The following is a 17,679-nucleotide window of genomic DNA, read 5'->3' as shown; positions in this document are numbered from 1 at the left end:
CCTTGCCGGGGTCGAACACGCCAGGATTGACAGGGAGTTTCATGAAACACCGATATCTGCTGCTGGTTGCCGTCATGCTGCTGTGGGCCTCTCCGGCCCTGGCCAAGCTCACCTTCGGCGTCGTCGAGGGGGGCGCGGTCGCCGAACCCCAACTCCGGGCCCTGGGCGACTACCTGCAGCAGGGGCTCCGCGAGCCGGTGGAGACCCGCAGCTTCAAGGACGAGAAGACCCTGCACGGCTGGCTGCAGCAGTTCCGCATGGTCGACCTGGCCATCCTCGGCCGCGACTACGTCGGCCGCCAGCCGGCCGGGGAGTTCTTCGTCCTCGCCGAGCTGCAGGGCGCCGACGGGGCGCCCGCCCTGGTGGTCATGCGCCAGGGGACCGGCGCCGCGCAGCGCGCCGCGATCCAGAAGCTGCTGCTCGGCCTGGCCGGGGATGCGCGGCTCGCCACCTTCGGGGCGAGCCGGATCGGCCCGCCCGGCGCCCAGGCGGCCGCAGCCGCGCCGGCTCCGGCCCGGCCCGGCGCCGCAGCCTCACGGCCGGCCCCGCCGAGCCCCGCGCCCGGCGCCGCCGCGACCTCCCTGCGGGTCGGGGTGCTCGGCGCCGCAGCCAAGCCCGCCGCGCCCCCTGCGGTCCCGGTGAGCGCTCCCGCGCCCGCCCCGACCCCGGCACCCGAACCGGTGATCGCCCGGCGCCCCGAGCCGCCGCTGCCGGTGGTGGCGCCGAGCAGCGTAGCTCCCGCCGCACCGGCCGCCGTCGCCCAGGCCCCGGCTGCGCTTGCGGCCCCGACGCCCGCCCAGGCCCCGGTCCCGGCCCAAGCTCCGGCCCCGGCCCCGCCGGCTCCCGTGGTCCCGGCACCCCAACCCCCGGTCGCCGTCGCGCCCGCCCCGGCACCGGTTATCGCTCAGGCTCCCGCTCCGGCCCCGGTCGTCGCGCCCGCGCCGACCCCGGCCCCCGCGCCGGCGCCCCAGGTGGCCCGGCTGGAACCGCCCAAGCCCGTCGCCCCCCCGGTCGCCAAGCCCGCTCCGGCCCCGGCCGCCAAGCCCCAGCCCAAGCCGGCCCCGGCCCGCCCCGCCGGCCTGCCCGGGGCGCGCATCGTCTACATCGCCCCCTTCAACACGGTGATGGTCCCCGGCGCCTTCTCCGAGGCGGCCTTCGACCACTTCGTCGACACCCTGACCAGCTCCGGCGAGCAGCAGGGGCTCGAGTTCATCATCCTCAAGGGCGGGGTCGAGCGGGTCGACCAGGCCTGGCTTGCCGCCAACAGCTACCTGACCGGCGAGATCTTCGGCTACGTCGAGGACAAGGGAGCCAGCTCCACCGACATCCGCACCCGCTCGCGGGTCAAGCTCTTCCCCCACGGCTCGGACGAACCGGCCATCGACTTCGAGTCGCCGGCCAAGGTGTTCTTCGACCACGACTACTCCACTCTCGAAAAAGAGCGCCGCAAGCTCGCCGAGCAGATGGCCGACGACCTGGCCACCCGGGTGCTCGCCTCCCTGACGGGGGGGTAGTTCGAGCGTAAGGCGTGAGGCGTAAGGCGTGAGGGGTTAAACCCGTTACGCATTACGCCTTACGGGCACGCCTCCTCCATTTTTTTCCAAATCCCCCTTGACTTTCCCGACCGACTGACTATATTTAGCCCATTCGTTAGCACTCCCTTGCGGCGAGTGCTAACAGCCGGGTGGCCGGCTGGGTTCGGGCGGACCGTGTGCCCGGGCCGTTTTTGTTCGTAGTGCTATCCCCGTGGGAGCATCTCCCAGCATTCATTCTTTTTTAGTGAGAAAGGAGTATCAGCAATGAACATCAGACCGCTGCACGACCGCATCATCGTCGAGAGGCTCGAAGAGGAGACCAAGACCGCCGGGGGCCTGATCATCCCCGACACCGCCAAGGAAAAGCCCCAGCAGGGCAAGATCGTCGCCGTGGGCAAGGGCAAGGTGACCGAGGACGGCAAGGTCCTGGCCATGGACGTCAAGGTCGGCGACAAGGTCCTGTTCGGCAAGTACGCCGGCACCGAGATCAAGATCGAAGGCAAAGAGTACCTGATGATGCGCGAGGACGACATCCTCGGCGTCGTCGAACAGTAATCGACTCTCTACTTCTGCATAAGGAGGAAACAGCACCATGGCAGCTAAGGAAATCAAATTCGGGCAGGAAGCCCGTGCCAAGATTCTCAAGGGCGTCAACACCCTGGCCGACGCGGTCAAGGTCACCCTGGGCCCCAAGGGCCGCAACGTGGTCATCGAGAAGTCCTTCGGCGCTCCGCTGATCACCAAGGACGGCGTCACCGTCGCCAAGGAGATCGAACTCGAAGGCAAGTTCGAGAACATGGGCGCCCAGCTGGTCAAGGAAGTCGCTTCCAAGACCTCCGACGTCGCCGGTGACGGCACCACCACCGCCACCGTGCTGGCCCAGGCCATCTACCGCGAAGGGGTCAAGCTGGTCACCGCCGGCCACAACCCCATGGAAATCAAGCGCGGCATCGACAAGGCCGTGGAGGCCGCCGTCGCCTCGCTGAAGGAGCTCTCCAAGCCGATCAAGGACCACAAGGAGATCGCCCAGGTCGGCACCATCTCCGCCAACGGCGACGAGACCATCGGCAACATCCTCGCCGAGGCCATGGAGAAGGTCGGCAAGGAAGGGGTCATCACCGTCGAGGAAGCCAAGGCGATGGAGACCACCCTGGAGACCGTCGAGGGGATGCAGTTCGACCGCGGCTACCTCAGCCCCTACTTCGTCACCGATCCCGAGCGCATGGAAGCGGTGATCGAGGACGCCCTGATCCTGATCCACGACAAGAAGATCAGCAACATGCGCGACCTGCTGCCGGTTCTCGAGCCGGTGGCCAAGCAGGGCCGCCCCCTGGTGATCATCTCCGAGGACGTCGAGGGCGAAGCCCTGGCCACCCTGGTGGTCAACAAGCTGCGCGGCACCATCAACGTGGCCGCCGTCAAGGCTCCCGGCTTCGGCGACCGCCGCAAGGCCATGCTCGAAGACCTCGCCATCCTCACCGGCGGCAAGGTGATCAGCGAGGAAGTCGGCTTCAAGCTTGAGAACGCCACCCTCGACATGCTCGGCCGCGCCAAGCGCATCGTCATCGACAAGGACAACACCACCATCATCGACGGCGCCGGCGTCGAGGCCGACATCCAGGCCCGCGTCAAGCAGATCCGCGCCCAGATCGAGGAGACCAGCAGCGACTACGACCGCGAGAAGCTCCAGGAGCGCCTGGCCAAGCTGGTCGGCGGGGTTGCCGTGGTCAAGGTCGGCGCTGCCACCGAGACCGAGATGAAGGAGAAGAAGGCCCGCGTCGAGGACGCCCTGCACGCCACCCGCGCTGCCGTCGAAGAAGGCATCGTCCCCGGCGGCGGCGTCGCCATGATCCGCGCCATCGCCGCCCTGGAGAACGTCAGCGTGGTCGGCGAGCAGGCCTTCGGCGTCAAGATCGTCAAGCGCGCCCTCGAGGAGCCGCTGCGTCAGATCGCCGCCAACGCCGGCCTGGAAGGCTCCATCGTGGTCAACAAGGTGGTCGGCGAGACCGGCGCCTTCGGCTTCGACGCTGCCAAGGACGTGTACGGCGACATGATCGCCGCCGGCATCATCGACCCCACCAAGGTCACCCGCAGCGCCCTGCAGAACGCCGCTTCGGTTGCCGGCCTGATGCTGACCACCGAGGCCTGCATCGCCGAACTGCCGAAGAAGGAAGAGTCCATGCCGGCAATGCCTGGCGGCATGGGCGGTATGGGTGGCATGGGCGGCATGGACATGATGTAAGCCGCTTAGGCGCCTGTTGTACGACAAAAACCCGCCCTCCGGAGCAACCCGGGGGGCGGGTTTTTTTTGTCCTGGAGCCGGGGGAAAGTTCAAAGTCAAAAGAAAAAGCGGTTTCACCACTGAGGACACTGAGGCATCTGAGGGGTAAATCTGACGGAGATTGAGGTTGGGGGTTCTCTCAGTGTCATCACAGTGCTCTCAGTGGTAGAGACGGTTTGGCGGCTGGGATCAGGTCTTGAAAAATCACCTAGATATAGGTAAACCCCGAATTCCAGGTTTTTGATTTTATCTGCGTGCATCCGCCTTTATCTGCGTTCGATAAAAGGTTTTCAAGGTTAGAAGCAAAGGCATTATTAGAACGCAAATGGCCGCAGATGGACGCAGATAAGAGCCAAGACCAACCCTGAATTACCTGAACGGACAAAGCGGTTTCACCACTGAGAACACTGAGGTATCTGAGGGGTAAATCTGACGGACATTGAAGTTGGGGGTTCTCTCAGTGCAATCTCAGTGCTCTCAGTGGTAGCGAAGATTTGGTAGCGGGGATCAGGTCTTGAAAAATCACTTTTCCGGATAAAAGCAAACCCCGAATTCCAGGTTTTGATTTTATCTGCGTGCATCCGCCTTTATCTGCGTTCGATAAAAGGTTTTCAAGGTTAGAAGCAAAGGCATTATTAGAACGCAGATGGCCGCAGATGGACGCAGATAAGAGCCAAGGCCAACCCTGAATTTCCTGAACGAAGCCATTTCACCACTGAGGACACTGAGGTATCTGAGGGGTAAATCTGACGGACATTGAAGTCGGGGGTTCTCTCAGTGCCATCACAGTGCTCTCAGTGGTAGAGAAGATTTGGGTGCGGGGGAAAGGGGGGAGTGCCCCACGTCCTCGCTCCGATCCGACCGATCCGCCGGATCACGCGCGGCCTAACTTCCAGTTTTCCCTTGAACTAAAATCTTTTTCGTTGTAGTTGGTTCATGCAGCCGCCCACCCCCCTTCCGCAGGGCGGCGGAAAGTGAATCCATGAGCGACTACCCCGAGATCATCCACCACGGCGGCCGGCGCGGCGTCACCGGCTCCTGCCACGAGCTGCGCCTCACCCCGGAAGCCGGCCTCCTCATCGACTGCGGCCTGTTCCAGGGCGACGACGACCGGGCCCTCCGCCATAACCAGTCACCAGTCACGAATCACCAGTCACGGCTTTCCATAGATTTCCCCGTCGGGCACCTCAAGGCGCTGGTCGTCACCCACGTCCACCTCGACCACGTCGGGCGCATCCCCTACCTGCTGGCCGCCGGCTTCACCGGCCCCATCCTCTGCAGCGAGCCCTCGGCGCGGCTGCTCCCCCTGGTCATCGAAGACGCCCTCAAGGTCGGCGTCACCCGCGACTGGTGGCTGATCGAGGCGGCCCTGCGGCGCCTGAAAAACCAGCTCGTAGCGCTCCCCTACGGCCGCTGGCAGCAGGTCGAAGCCGGCCAGGACGTCGGTCTCAAGATCAAGCTCCAAAGAGCCGGCCACATCCTCGGCTCCGCCTACGTGGAAGTTGATGTCAATATCGAAGATTCTGCTCCTAACCCATTACCTATCACGAATTACGCATTACGGGCAGTGTTTTCCGGCGACCTCGGCGCCCCCCACGCCCCGCTGCTGCCGGCCCCGCGCGCCCCCTACCGGGCCGATGTGGTGGTGCTCGAGTCGACCTACGGCGACCGCCACCACGAGGGGCGCCGCGAGCGGCGCCAGCGGCTGCAGGCGGTCATCGAGGGGGCCCTGGCCGACCGCGGGGTGATCCTGGTGCCGGCCTTCTCCATCGGCCGCACCCAGGAGCTGCTCTACGAGCTCGAGGAGATTTTGCACCGCAACCGCAGCCGCTTCGCCGCCCGGGGCCTGCCCTGGGAGGAGCTCGAGGTGATCGTCGACTCGCCCCTGGCCAGCCGCTTCACCGAGGTCTACCGCGAGCTGCGCCCCTTCTGGGACGCCGAGGCCCGCCGCCGGCTGCGGGCCGGGCGCCACCCGCTCAGCTTCGAGCAGCTGACCACCGTCGATTCCCACGCCGACCACCAGAACGCGGTGCGCTACCTGCAGAAGACCGCCCGGCCCTGCGTGGTGATCGCCGCCTCGGGGATGTGCAGCGGCGGGCGCATCGTCAACTACCTCAAGGCGCTGCTCGGCGACGCGCGCACCGACATCCTGCTGGTCGGCTACCAGGCCGCCGGCACCCCCGGCCGCGCCATCCAGCAGTACGGACCCCGCGGCGGCTGGGTCGAGCTCGACGGCCGGCGCCACGCCATCCGCGCCCGGGTCCACACCCTCGCGGGCTACTCCGCCCACGCCGACCAGGCCAACCTGGTCAACTTCATCCGCCGCATGCGCGTGCGCCCCAAGGAGGTACGCCTGGTCCACGGCGAACCCGAGGCCAAGGCGGCCCTTGTCGAGCAGCTGCGGGGGTTGGTGGAGAAGGTGGGGTAGGGTGACGGGGGAGACCAGAAGTGCAAGGCGAATTGACAGGGATGTTCAGGAAATCCAGGATAAAGACAAACCCCAGTTTCCAGGTTTCGATTTTATCTGCGTTCGCCAAAAAGGTTGTCAAGGCCCAAAGCAAAGGCATGAATTGAACGCAGATGGCCGCAGATGGACGCAGACAAGAACAAGGACAGACCCTGGATTCCAGGTTCAAGAATTTATCTGCGTGCATCCGCCCTTATCTGCGTTCGATAAACAGGTTTTCAAGGTCCAAAGCAAAGGCATAAATTGAACGCAGATGGCCGCAGATGGCCGCAGACAAGGGCAAAGACAAATCCTTGATTCCAGGTTTTGATTTTATCTGCGTGCATCCGCTCTTATCTGCGTTCGCTAAAAAGGATTTCAAGGTCCAAAGCAAAGGCATAAATTGAACGCAGATGGCCGCAGATGGACGCAGACAAGAACAAGGACAGACCCTGGATTCCAGGTTCAAGAATTTATCTGCGTGCATCAGCCCTTATCTGCGTTCGATAAACAGGTTTTCAAGGTCCAAAGCAAAGGCATAAATTGAACGCAGATGGCCGCAGATGGCCGCAGACAAGGACAAAGACAAATCCTTGATTCCAGGTTTTGATTTTATCTGCGTGCATCCGCCCTTATCTGCGTTCGCCAAAAAGGGTATTGAGGTGATTTATGGTCCGTGACGAAGCCTATATTAACAGCATCACCGAGCTGATAATCGGTTGTGCGTACCAGGTGGGGAGAACACTCGGTCAAGGTTTTCTGGAAAAAGTCTATGAAAACGCCTTGTGTCATGAGTTATCCAAATCCGAGTTGTCGGTCGCGCAGCAATATCCGCTTAATGTCATTTATGACGGGATTGTGGTCGGTGAGTTTTTTGCCGATCTGGTTGTCCAGAATGAGGTCATCGTGGAGTTGAAGGCCGTGAAGGGTTTGGATGCCTCGCATTTTTCCCAGTGCATGAATTATCTCAAGGCTACAGGCAAGAGGGTTGGATTGTTAATAAATTTTGGGACCTCAAAAGTTGAAATACGCAGGGTGGTCAATTCCTTTTGACAATGGTTCGCCAAAGAGGTTTTCAGGACCCAAAGCAAAGGCATGAATTGAACGCAGATGGCCGCAGGTGGCCGCAGATAAGGTCAAGGACAAACCCCGGATTCCGGGTTTAGATTCAATCTGCGTGTATCCGCCCATATCTGCGTTCGACAAAAAGGTTTTCAGGACCCAAAGCATAGGCATGAATTGAATGCAGATGGCCGCAGATGGCCGCAGACAAAGGCAAAGACCAACCCTAGATTCCAGGTTTCAGAATTTATCCGCGTGCATCCGCCCTTATCTGCGTTCGACAAAGAGGTTTTCAGGACCCAAAGCATAGGCATGAATTGAACGCAGATGGCCGCAGATGGCCGCAGACAAAAGCAAAGACAAACCCTAGATTCGAGGTTTAAGATTTCATCCGCGTGCGTCCGCCTTTATCTGCGTTCGACAAAAAGGGATTAGGCCATATTTTTGTATTTCAGGGTGATAGCCTCGCTCTTCATCGTGCCCATCCTGTCTATCCCTGTTAAATCGATTTTGTCCTAAACCCCATAACCCCAGAGAAAATCCGGAGCGTCCCGCATCTAATCCCCGGCGTCCCCAAAACACGGTCAAAAAAACGTCATTTTGCGGACACTCTGCAAATTCGCCCTTCACATGTCGGAAATATGACATGCCGACGGGCTTATCCCGGGTGTTTTTGGGGGAGGATTTCTGCTATCCTTCCGCATTTCGAAGTGTTTGAAATTGTTTGCTTCTAACCAAAAAAGCAGATGATCGCTGTCCTCGGGCGGCGATTTTTGTTGATGGTGGGCGAAGTTAGGGCTTGTTGTTTGCAATCGAGAAGGCTCGGGGTTGATCTCGGCCCAGAAACCCACCCCGTTGAATTTATCTACGGAAATGTGTGAAAATGCGGCACTAACCACGTTCCCGTAACACTTTTGGTAGAACATTAGAAAATTAGGATTTTTGTTGACTTCGGCGGAGGGGGAGTGATAGAGAGATGCTTGTAAATCTTGAGTTTACCTCTCCGATAAAGGTGCCGCCGTAACCCACCCGGCGGTGCAAATCCCTGAACCCAGAATTGGTGGTTCCGGGCTGCCGAAGAGAGGAAGAGTTTCGTCGTTGAGGCGTCCTTCCTGTGGTCTTGTGGTAGGACGCTTTTTTGTTCGTGGGAGGGGATTTGCTGTGAGCGCCCCTGCGCGGGTCTAATTGGTGGCGGTGTGCGCCCCCGGGCCCCTGGAGGTCGTATTGCGTTGCGGCGGGGTTCTCCCCGCAAGGGTGGAGGGCCGGCCCCGACGGGGGCCTCTAATTGGTCTCGACCATTTGTATCAGAGATTTTCCGTTGTGGAAGCGGGGGATTGAATTTTTTGTTTCCTGCCGGCGTGTTTGAGAAATTAGATAAATAGATAACCGTGTCCCCCGGACCCTGTGTATCCTCAAGGGTGATTGTAGGGGGAAGTCAACAAGTCACCAGCGTCCCCTTGGATGAAGAGCGCTGATCCCTTTCACCAGGGATTGGTATCGTTTGCTGCAATACTGCGACCCTCGATCCGAGTGAAAAATCAACCCGGGTGCGGGGCGTCGTCTGACCACCGCGTTCTTGAACGCGGCAACCACCAGGTCGTCCGTCATCCGTTTGTTCATGCTCCAGCCGACAATCCGGCGGGAGAACACATCCAGAACGACCGCCAGATACAGCCAGCCCTCGGCGGTCCAGATGTAGGTAATGTCGCCGGTCCAGAGCCGATCCGGGGCTTCGGCTGAAAAGTTGCGCTGGACCAGATTCGGAGCGACAGGCCGTTTGTGGTCTGAGTTCGTCGTAACCCTGAACCGGCGCGTGGTCTTGACCCGCAGTCCGTGATGCTTCATCAGCCGCCAGATGCGATTTTTGCCGACTCTGGTCCCCTGTGCGCGAAGATCCCGGACAATGCGGCCGGCACCATAGGTCTGGTCGCTGTCGTCAAAGATTGTCTTGATCGCGACCGACAGCACCCGATCCTCACGCTGTCGTTTGGTCGCTCCGGATTTGAGCTGGGCGTAATACCGGCTCCGAGACACTCCAAAGACGCGGCACATCTCCTTCACTCCGTACTGGGAGCGGTGCTCGGTTATGAACCCGAATATCGATGCGGGTCCGTCGAGAAGATGGCCACTGCTTTTTTTAGAATGTCGCGCTCCCGTTGGAGTCGTTCATTCTCCTTACGCAGCCGCTTCAGTTCCGCCTCTGGAGACTCTGGAGCAGAGCGCGATGAAAACGCGGCGTCCTGATGGTTCTGGTGCTTCTGCACCCAGCCCTTCAAGACCCCAAAGGTGATTCCGAGGTTCCGTTCAACCTCGCGGATCCCAAGACCTTCTTCAACAACCATGCGGACGGCTTCGCGTTTAAGGTCAGAATCGTACCTTCGATTGCCCATGAACACACCTCCTGTTCCCATTAGGGTAATTGGTGTGTCCGCAAAAGTGAAGATAGCTCATGTAGGGGTAAGTCAACAAGTCACCAGCGTCCCCTTGGACAAAAAAACGGCCTATAAGGGTATTTTGAGGGCAAAAAATGGGGTTTTATGTCCAGGGGTCAGCTGGTTAGCTTGGTCCGACCCCATAGCCCATTAGAAAAATAGAAAAGAACGTCCCCTGGGCCCCTTTACGAGGTGGTCCAGATTAAGATCTTTGGGCCTGATTTTGACCCAAAAAACGGCCTATAAGGGTATTTTGAAGGCAAAAAATGGGGAATTTTGTCATGGGATCAGCTGGTTGGCTTGGTCCGACCCCGAAGCGCTCGGGGGGCGAATGTTGTCCTTGGAAGCTGCTGGATTTTGGTGGTTATTAAGGGATAGAAAAATAGAAAAGAACGTCCCCTGGGCCCCGAAAAGAACGTCCCCTGGGCCCCCTGGGCCTTTAAGGCTGTTTCACTAGGCCCTTTAAGGGTTGGAAAAATAGAAAAGAACGTCCCCTGGGATCGAAGTGCAATATTTGACGGGATGACTATAGAATATCCCCTGGACCATTAATTATGGCACTATTAAGTAGATTAGAAATTGCCACACGAAAAGCACTTGGAACAATTTCTTTTTTATGGCTCAGCACGCTGGGTGGAGCAAGTTTAGCATTTCTCATTCAAATAGTGCTCGCTCGCGAATTGTCACCTGCTGGTTATGGCTCCTTTTCTTCAGCATTGGCAATGGTGACTCTGGTGGCTCCATTGGCAGGGTTTGGTGTCCAAGGCCTTTGGCTAAAACTATTCGGCGCGGAAGGATGGGGTGCGTTGCGTTGGTTGGCCCCGTCCTTCCGTTTTGTTCTAATTAGTTCATTCGTAGTTCTCTTGTCGCTAGCCATTTGGGCGACTTTGGGGCCACATGATGCCGCGACCCGGCAATTGCTTTATTGTCTTCTGCCAGTGGTGACGGGGACGATGTGCATGGAATTGGTCAGCGGAAAACTTCAACTTGAAGAGCGATACAACGCCTTGGCTTTATGGCAACTATTGCCCCATGCAACTAGATTTCTATTAGTGATTGTAATTGTTGTAGCCTCACCGCAGGTTGCTATCGAATATATAGCTTTTGCTTATGCCTCTGTTGCTTTAATTGTGGTGTTTTTGGGTGTTGCGCACTTGAGTGAAATGCGCAGAGGCCGCTTCACCCTTAAGGGGCACTCTAGGCAACCCATTGTTGACGAAGCTTTTCAAAAAAAATCCAGATCTATTACAACCGTGGATTTCATTCGCTCTGCTTGGCCTTTTGGGCTGGCTGGCATATTTTACCTTGTGTATTACCAAAGTGATATTATTTTACTGAAATATCTTAAGGGGGCGGATGCTGCAGGCGTTTATAATGTGGCTTTTACTGTTATGGCGGCAGTATATATGTTGCCAAATGTGATTTACCAGAGATTTTTGCTTCCAAAATATCATCGATGGGCGAATCATGACCGTTTAAAATTTCTTCAGGTCTATCGGGTTGGTAACGGCAATATGCTGCTAATAGGCGCGATGATTGCCGTGGTGATTTTGTTTATTGTTCCTTTTTTGATACCACTAATTTTCGGCACTGCATATCGGTCTGCAATAGATCTTTTGGCTGTCCTCGCTTTCTGCACCCCGGTGCGTTTTCTTTCAACAAGTGTCGGCGCGACCCTAGTGACCCAAGAACATATGCGCCGAAAAATTTTTTATATGGGCACGGTGGCAATTGTTAATGTGGCACTAAATTCTATGTTAATACCATTGTTTGGTGCAAAGGGTGCTGCTATGTCGACATTAGTGAGTGAAATCACTCTTTTAGTTCTCTACCTTTTTGCCGTAAGATGGCATGTCTTTGGGCCTGAAGCTTGGCGTGGGTGGGGTGTTACCTTCAGGAATGAAAATGGATAAATCGAGGCAGGTTGTTGCTGACATTGTTGAGCGCGGACTCTGTTGCGGATGTGGTATTTGTGCCGGAGTTTGTCCAAATCGTAATTTGGAAATGGCTTTGTGTGGTAATGGTGACATCGCCCCTATTTTGGTTGGGGAGTGCCCATCGGGTTGTCAACTTTGCATGCAAGTTTGTCCCTTCGGCCCACAGTCCAAGAGCGAAGATCGTTTAGCAAAGACACGTTTTGGTTGCTCTGAGGAAGCTAAATTTGAGAAAACTGTCGGATTATATTTAGAATCATTTGTCGGGTACTCGTTGGTCAGTGACCATCGTGCGCGAGGTGCATCTGGTGGGATGGCCACTTGGCTGTTAGAGTCCTTAGTCCGCAGAGGGCTTGTTGATGCTGTTGTCTGTGTCGGCGAAGGAAAAGGCAACGACGGGCTTTTTGAGTATAAAGCTGTGGCTGATATTGAGGCCCTGCGGGGCGCTGCGGGGTCGCGCTATTACCCTGTAAGTGTGGCTGAGGCAGTGGCTCTGATGAATGAAAAATTTAAAGAAGCTCGCTACGCTGTTGTGGGGTTGCCATGTGTTCTCAAGGGCTTGCATTTAGCTATGGAGGCTTTACCGCGCTTAAGACGTCGCATAGTCTATACACTGGGGCTGACTTGTGGCCATATGCCTAACCGTCTATATACAGAATACCTAGCCAGTATTTCGGGGATTCCTCCTGGACATTTAGCCTCGGCCAAGTACCGGCTCAAGGAAAACACCGGGCGGGCAGGAAATTTTAAATTTCAAGCAGTGGCAAAAAACGGTTGTGTCGGTGTTGCAATTCCTTTTTCTAAAATCAGCAACATTTGGTCTGATGGTTATTTTCAGGTAAACGCCTGTAATTATTGTGATGATGTATTTGCGGAGGTGGCGGACGCTACATTTATGGATGCATGGCTACCCGAATATTCGCATGATCCCCAGGGGCACTCACTGATTGTGGTCCGCCATTCGGCCCTTATTCCAATATTTGATGAGGGAGTCAGGGCGGGGGGCTGCCATCTAAAATCTCTACCGGTTTCAAAGATTGTCGAAAGCCAAAGCGGCGTCATTGAAAACAAACGTACTTTGCTAGGTGCCAGGCTTCATGCGGCTTCCAAGAGAGGTTGCCATGTTCCAGTAAAACGTTCTGTCCCCGATGCATACACTTACAGGCGCTTTCGCCGGAAGGTGGAAACGCAGTTTGCCATACAGGAGGCCAGTAAAGGCCTCTGGCCGATATTAGGTCCAAGATACCTTTTCGCATATAGGCTCTATCTTTGGACTCTGAGTTTGCCACTGAAATTGGGGCGCACCTCCGATCGTGCCCTACGCGTACTAAAAAGCCCATCGTTGTTGTTGCGATTTATACGGAGAGTATAGCATGAAACGAATTTACCTGTCGGGTCAGCGAACATTCAGAAATCGTGGGTGCGAAGCTATTGTAAGGAGTACCGTGAGGTTACTTCGGAAGCAATTTTCTGATATTGAGGTGCTGGTGCCTTCGGATAATATCGAATATGACAAAAGACAATGGCCTCAGGCGGTTGACAATGGAGTGAAATTTGTTGATGCGTATATCCCTTCATATGCGCGTTATTGGGTGAACCTTCAGAGGCTGCCTGTTCCCTCTTTAAAGCGCGCTGGGTGGCCCTTTCCAATGCCTCAGTGGTTGAAAACGCAAATATCCTCAGTGGATTTAGTTTTGGCGGTGGGTGGTGATAATTACTCTCTGGATTATCGGATCCCATCACCATTTATGGGGTTAGATAAGCTTGCAATGGACATGGGAAAGCCTGTGATTCTTTGGGGCGCATCCGTCGGCCCGTTTGAACGCGAGCCTTCGTTTGTGCCGGCCATCGTAAGGCACCTTGAGAGAATGAAAACCATCGCTGTGCGTGAAACTGTTTCATATAGCTATCTGACTGGAACGCTGGGGCTGGAAAATGTCAACCTAGTGGCAGATCCGGCCTTTCACTTGGAAAAAGAAGAAGTCGATTTAAGGCCCTTTTGGCCAAAGGCAGAGTATGGGGGGGTCCTCGGGCTTAACGTGAGTCCATTGATAGAACGATACAAAAAGGCCGGTCAACTGCTTATTGATGAAGCAGCCAATTTTGTCCGGCGAGTCGTGGTTGAGAAAGGGATGGGGGTTTTGCTTGTCCCCCATGTTACAGCACTTTGCCGAGACGAAAGCAAAAGTGATTACGGTTATATGAAAATCCTTATAAGCAAATGTGCCGATCTGGGGGATCGGATCAAACTTGCTCCAGACTGTTTTAATGCAGCGCAGTTGAAATACATAATTGGTAACCTTCGTTATTTCATCGGTGCTAGAACACATGCCACTATTGCGGCCTTATCTAGTGGGATCCCGACAGTTTCTATTGCATACAGCATAAAGGCACAAGGCATTAATAAGGATTTGTTTGACACGGATGAAATGGTTTTGAACACGCCTGAGTTGAGTGCAAATGAACTTATGAAGTATTTTGAGTGGCTGGTTGACAATGAAGTGAGGATGACTAGGAAGCTTAAAGAAAGAATTCCTGCACACCAGAGGCTATCGTTTCAAGCTATAACCGAGTTTCTATAGCAGAAGGTCTTTCAGAATGGCTAAATTTTTTAGGAAAATGGCTCCAGTTAGTGTGGTTATCCCCTGCTTTCGCTGTGCGGATACGGTGTCCCGCGCCGTAACATCTGTCGCAAGCCAAACTTTGGTTCCATTTGAGGTTCTTCTTGTCGATGATTGTAGTGCAGATGGCACTCTGGATTTGTTGTATGAAGTGGCAAGGAAATATCCGGATGGTTGGGTGAGGGTTTTGCGTCTGAGTGTAAACTCGGGCCCTTCCCTTGCCCGTAATGTGGGATGGGATAATGCAACTCAGCCCTATATAGCTTTCTTGGATGCAGACGATAGTTGGCACCCTCTTAAGCTTGAGCTGCAGATGGAAACCCTGTTGTCTAACAAGTCGATTGCACTAATTGCGCATAAAATGAATGTTCAGTCCCCTGATGCACCCACACCTGCTGTCCGCGGGCGGCCTAAAGCTAGACTTGTTCGACCTTGGGCCCTTATATTTAATAATCCTTTTCCTACCGCTTCAGTGGTGCTGCGTCGTGATCTTCCCTTTCGATTTGATGACAGCCGTCGGCGTGTTGAGGACTTTTTGTTGTGGGCGCAAATTATGTTGTCCGGGCGCCAATGTTTTAAGATTAATCAGGTTTTGGCATCCTACCATAAGCCAACGTGTGGTGCTGGAGGGCTCTCCGGGGATATGTCCGCCATGCATGACGCTGCGATAAGTGTAATTAGGGAGTTGCGTGCTGTTGGACTGTTTAGTTGGTGGGAGTACTATGCCACGCTTGGCGTCACCCGCATTAAGCAACAGCGGCGGCGCATTATTTGGCACTGGAAAAATTATTCATATTGTAAGTGAAATAGAAATTTGGTGCAAAATTAATAATCCAATATGTGTACAAAAGTGTATCAAGAGAATATAATGTCAAGAATCGGTCGGTCTGTATTTGTTGCAGGCCTGGCACTTTTGTTGGTTGGCGTTGCATTCTGTTGTTCAACTGTGGCCCTTCGGCCATTAAATATCGGAACAGATACGCAGGCCTATGCAAACTTTTTTTACCATGTAGATAAATACGGAATTGTAAATACAAGGCTAGAGCCTGGGTATGTAGCATTCGCTCGAATTGTCTCTTATTTGGGTTTTGATCTTGTTGGTATGCAAGCGCTGACCTTTCTGCTTTTAATCACTATTATTGTCTATTCCGCAACAGAGTATTGGAAGTATCTTGGCTCTTTTAATAGTAAGTTGATGTTCCTTACTGCGTCTTTTGGGTTCTTTTTCCTTTCTCCAATGTTTGTCAATGCCTCAATTAACGCAATTAGACAAGGGCTTGCATCTTTATTGATATTCACTGCCTTATTGTCCTTTTCAAGACGTCAATGGTTGAAGTTTGCGGTTCTCTCGTTTGCTGCTATTGGGTTTCATTATTCTTCAGTGATCTATATCGTTTTTTCGCCAATGCTTCTTCTCCGGCAACGCGGGCTTCATTTAGTTTTTGTTTTTTTCTTTATTCTTTATTGTCTCGGTTTGACTGAAGAGATGGTCAAGTTTGTGTCACCATTTGTCTATTCACAAGTGATGGATTATAAATATGGAAGCCAGTATAATGCGGGTGTTCGGCTCGATTTCGCATTTTTTTCAATTTTTTGGTATATAATAGCCAGTTTTTCATTATTTTTTGTGCGTAAAAGTGTTAAAGAAAAATTAGTGGTGACGATTTCAATATACCTAACCATGTTGCTGCCTTTTTTTCTTGTTGGGTTTGGGAATTATTCAAACCGACTTCTAGTTCCAGCGTGGCTGTCTCTTTCCCTACTTTTTGGTGCAATTATTTATAATTGCCGTGTTGTTATATTTCGGCACCCAGTTTATTTGTGGATGTTTCTTTGCTTTTCAAGTGTTGTTTTTAATTATTTTGTTATCAACGAAATTATAATATGACAAAAGAAGAAAGGGAAAAATGCTTGCAAAAAAATGGAGGGTCTTGGCGTCCGTGTATGCCCTTTGAGCTAAATATGTCACCATATTGCGGTACCATCAATTTCGAAGACTTTGATGTAGCCAGAAGTGACAGTGAAATTGATTTGATTTCTATTGCAGATTTGCTTAGAAATGGCTTTGTTTACCCCCCTCACTCAGTCTATCGTAATTTAAAAATCCATACATTCGGTTTTGATAAAAATCAAAACCAACATACCAATCCAAGTTATAAATTTCCTTTTTACAATGGATTCTCAAGGGCACCAAAGGCCATTGGCTCAATTGATTCGTTTATTTCTGAGTACCACCGTTTGTTATGTGCGGGGGTTAGGGTATCATCCGAAAAAATGAATCATCCCTGGTTGTTGCAGAGTGGAGGGAAGGACTCAACCTCTATGGCAATTGCAGTTTCTGAGGTCCGTCCTGATACTTCCTGTATAACATACCTTGGTGGTCCGGAGGAGGATGAGGTGGCGTCCGCTCGCGAGGTCGCAAATCGCCTTGGCCTTCATCATGAGGCGTTGGTGTGTAATCCTAGTCGCGCTTATGAAAGCTACTTGTCGTTGGTTGGTCGAATGCCGCTTCTGACTGCCGATTTTGCTCTGCTTTCATATGCAGATTTGCTCACCCAAATTGATGTTGGAAATGGTGATGGGGTTTTGGATGGTTTAGGGTCAGACGTTTATTTTGGAACGCCTGTTCGCCTTCAACAGCGGGTATTGAATGCTCTCGCCTTGGGGGTGAGGTTGCCACCGAGCATTTTCGACTGGGGACTGGTTCGTCGGCGCTTCAAGTTATGTTATGTCCTTTCAACGCTTCAGATGAAATCTTTCGAGCGATTTTACCCTGGATCGCGTTTTAGCAATGAGGAGGTTGATGAAATCCTCGGGCAACCACATGCAGAGAGGTCCAGTCAGCGACTTGAGTTGTTCCGTGCGGAAATCGATAGGGCGGGCACGTCAGCTGACAGGCGAGCTTTAGCTGTTTCGGTTTTTGAAGCCTCTGGTGCATTTGCAAAAGGGCTGTTTACGGCTAGTGCGCTCGGAATGAAAATTTCTTTCCCATTTTGCAATCTACACTTGGCCGAATGGGTTTTTCACAATGTGCCACAATCGCTTCGAGTTGACCCCAAAACACATTGCGGCAAGGTGCTGGTAAGGGAACATATTCGGAAAGTGTTTGAAGAGTTGCCTTATGTTTCGAACAAGGGAAGCTTTCGGTTTGATCTTTGTGGTCTTGCAAGGCAATGTTATGACCAAGTGCATAGTTTCGCTTGCGATGGAAGAGATATTATGCCTGGCGCAGTGGGTTGGCTTGAGCGGAATAGGTTTAATTTTAATAATAAATATTTTGCCTCTAAGTTTTATTTGCTGGCGGTCGTTTTGCCTTGGCTTATTGAAAGAAACAAAAAAAATAAACTATTGAAGTCGAGTTAATTTTG

At 53.9% G+C, this 17,679-nt stretch carries 13 protein-coding genes; 11 read left to right on the top strand and 2 right to left on the bottom strand.

Annotated features, from left to right (window positions below):
• The first annotated feature begins 41 nt into the window (after positions 1-41).
• The 5 genes from DESUT3_RS21025 (at position 42) to DESUT3_RS19175 (ending at position 7,315) form a co-directional block, all read left to right on the top strand.
• On the top strand, positions 42-1,514 hold the full coding sequence (locus DESUT3_RS21025; RefSeq protein WP_225911568.1) for a hypothetical protein: 1,473 nt from the start codon (positions 42-44) through the stop codon (positions 1,512-1,514).
• A 285-nt stretch (positions 1,515-1,799) separates the two neighbouring features.
• Positions 1,800-2,090: a co-chaperone GroES gene (gene groES / locus DESUT3_RS19190; RefSeq protein WP_221250102.1), complete on the top strand. Its 291-nt coding sequence runs from the start codon at positions 1,800-1,802 to the stop codon at positions 2,088-2,090.
• Positions 2,091-2,127: 37 nt separating this feature from the next.
• Positions 2,128-3,777 carry a chaperonin GroEL gene (gene groL, locus DESUT3_RS19185; RefSeq protein ID WP_221250101.1) on the top strand — a complete coding sequence of 550 codons (1,650 nt, stop codon included), beginning with the start codon at positions 2,128-2,130 and terminating at the stop codon, positions 3,775-3,777.
• Between the two features lie 1,021 nt (positions 3,778-4,798).
• Positions 4,799-6,244: an MBL fold metallo-hydrolase gene (locus tag DESUT3_RS19180; protein WP_221250100.1), complete on the top strand. Its 1,446-nt coding sequence runs from the start codon at positions 4,799-4,801 to the stop codon at positions 6,242-6,244.
• 687 nt (positions 6,245-6,931) lie between these two features.
• Positions 6,932-7,315, top strand: a complete 384-nt coding sequence (locus DESUT3_RS19175) for a GxxExxY protein (protein ID WP_221250099.1) — start codon at positions 6,932-6,934, stop codon at positions 7,313-7,315.
• 1,452 nt (positions 7,316-8,767) lie between these two features.
• On the opposite strand, the gene DESUT3_RS19170 is transcribed toward DESUT3_RS19175, so the two are convergent.
• Positions 8,768-9,412 (bottom strand): IS3 family transposase, encoded by a 645-nt coding sequence (locus DESUT3_RS19170; RefSeq protein WP_264082207.1) that lies wholly within the window; start codon positions 9,410-9,412, stop codon positions 8,768-8,770.
• Entirely contained in the window at positions 9,409-9,714 is a 306-nt protein-coding gene (locus DESUT3_RS19165; RefSeq protein WP_221250098.1) for a transposase, read from the bottom strand. The genes DESUT3_RS19170 and DESUT3_RS19165 overlap by 4 nt, the downstream gene beginning before the upstream one ends.
• A 596-nt stretch (positions 9,715-10,310) precedes the next feature.
• Here DESUT3_RS19165 and DESUT3_RS19160 point away from each other — a divergent pair.
• The 6 genes from DESUT3_RS19160 (at position 10,311) to DESUT3_RS19135 (ending at position 17,674) form a co-directional block, all read left to right on the top strand.
• Positions 10,311-11,669 carry a flippase gene (locus DESUT3_RS19160; protein WP_225911567.1) on the top strand — a complete coding sequence of 453 codons (1,359 nt, stop codon included), beginning with the start codon at positions 10,311-10,313 and terminating at the stop codon, positions 11,667-11,669.
• Positions 11,614-13,062: a Coenzyme F420 hydrogenase/dehydrogenase, beta subunit C-terminal domain gene (locus tag DESUT3_RS19155; protein WP_221250097.1), complete on the top strand. Its 1,449-nt coding sequence runs from the start codon at positions 11,614-11,616 to the stop codon at positions 13,060-13,062. Before DESUT3_RS19160 ends, DESUT3_RS19155 begins: the two co-directional genes overlap by 56 nt.
• A 1-nt stretch (position 13,063) precedes the next feature.
• Positions 13,064-14,272, top strand: coding sequence for a polysaccharide pyruvyl transferase family protein (locus DESUT3_RS19150; RefSeq protein ID WP_221250096.1), 1,209 nt, complete (start codon positions 13,064-13,066; stop codon positions 14,270-14,272).
• Between the two features lie 16 nt (positions 14,273-14,288).
• Positions 14,289-15,116, top strand: a complete 828-nt coding sequence (locus DESUT3_RS19145; protein ID WP_221250095.1) for a glycosyltransferase family 2 protein — start codon at positions 14,289-14,291, stop codon at positions 15,114-15,116.
• A 63-nt stretch (positions 15,117-15,179) separates the two neighbouring features.
• Positions 15,180-16,199, top strand: coding sequence for an EpsG family protein (locus DESUT3_RS19140; RefSeq protein WP_221250094.1), 1,020 nt, complete (start codon positions 15,180-15,182; stop codon positions 16,197-16,199).
• Positions 16,196-17,674, top strand: coding sequence for an asparagine synthase-related protein (locus DESUT3_RS19135; protein ID WP_221250093.1), 1,479 nt, complete (start codon positions 16,196-16,198; stop codon positions 17,672-17,674). Before DESUT3_RS19140 ends, DESUT3_RS19135 begins: the two co-directional genes overlap by 4 nt.
• Positions 17,675-17,679 lie beyond the last annotated feature (5 nt).

The organism is Desulfuromonas versatilis, assembly GCF_019704135.1.
Taxonomy (GTDB): domain Bacteria; phylum Desulfobacterota; class Desulfuromonadia; order Desulfuromonadales; family NIT-T3; genus Desulfuromonas_A; species Desulfuromonas_A versatilis.
The sequence above is the reverse complement of the archived record's forward strand: the minus strand, read 5'-3'. Positions and strand labels throughout refer to the sequence as shown.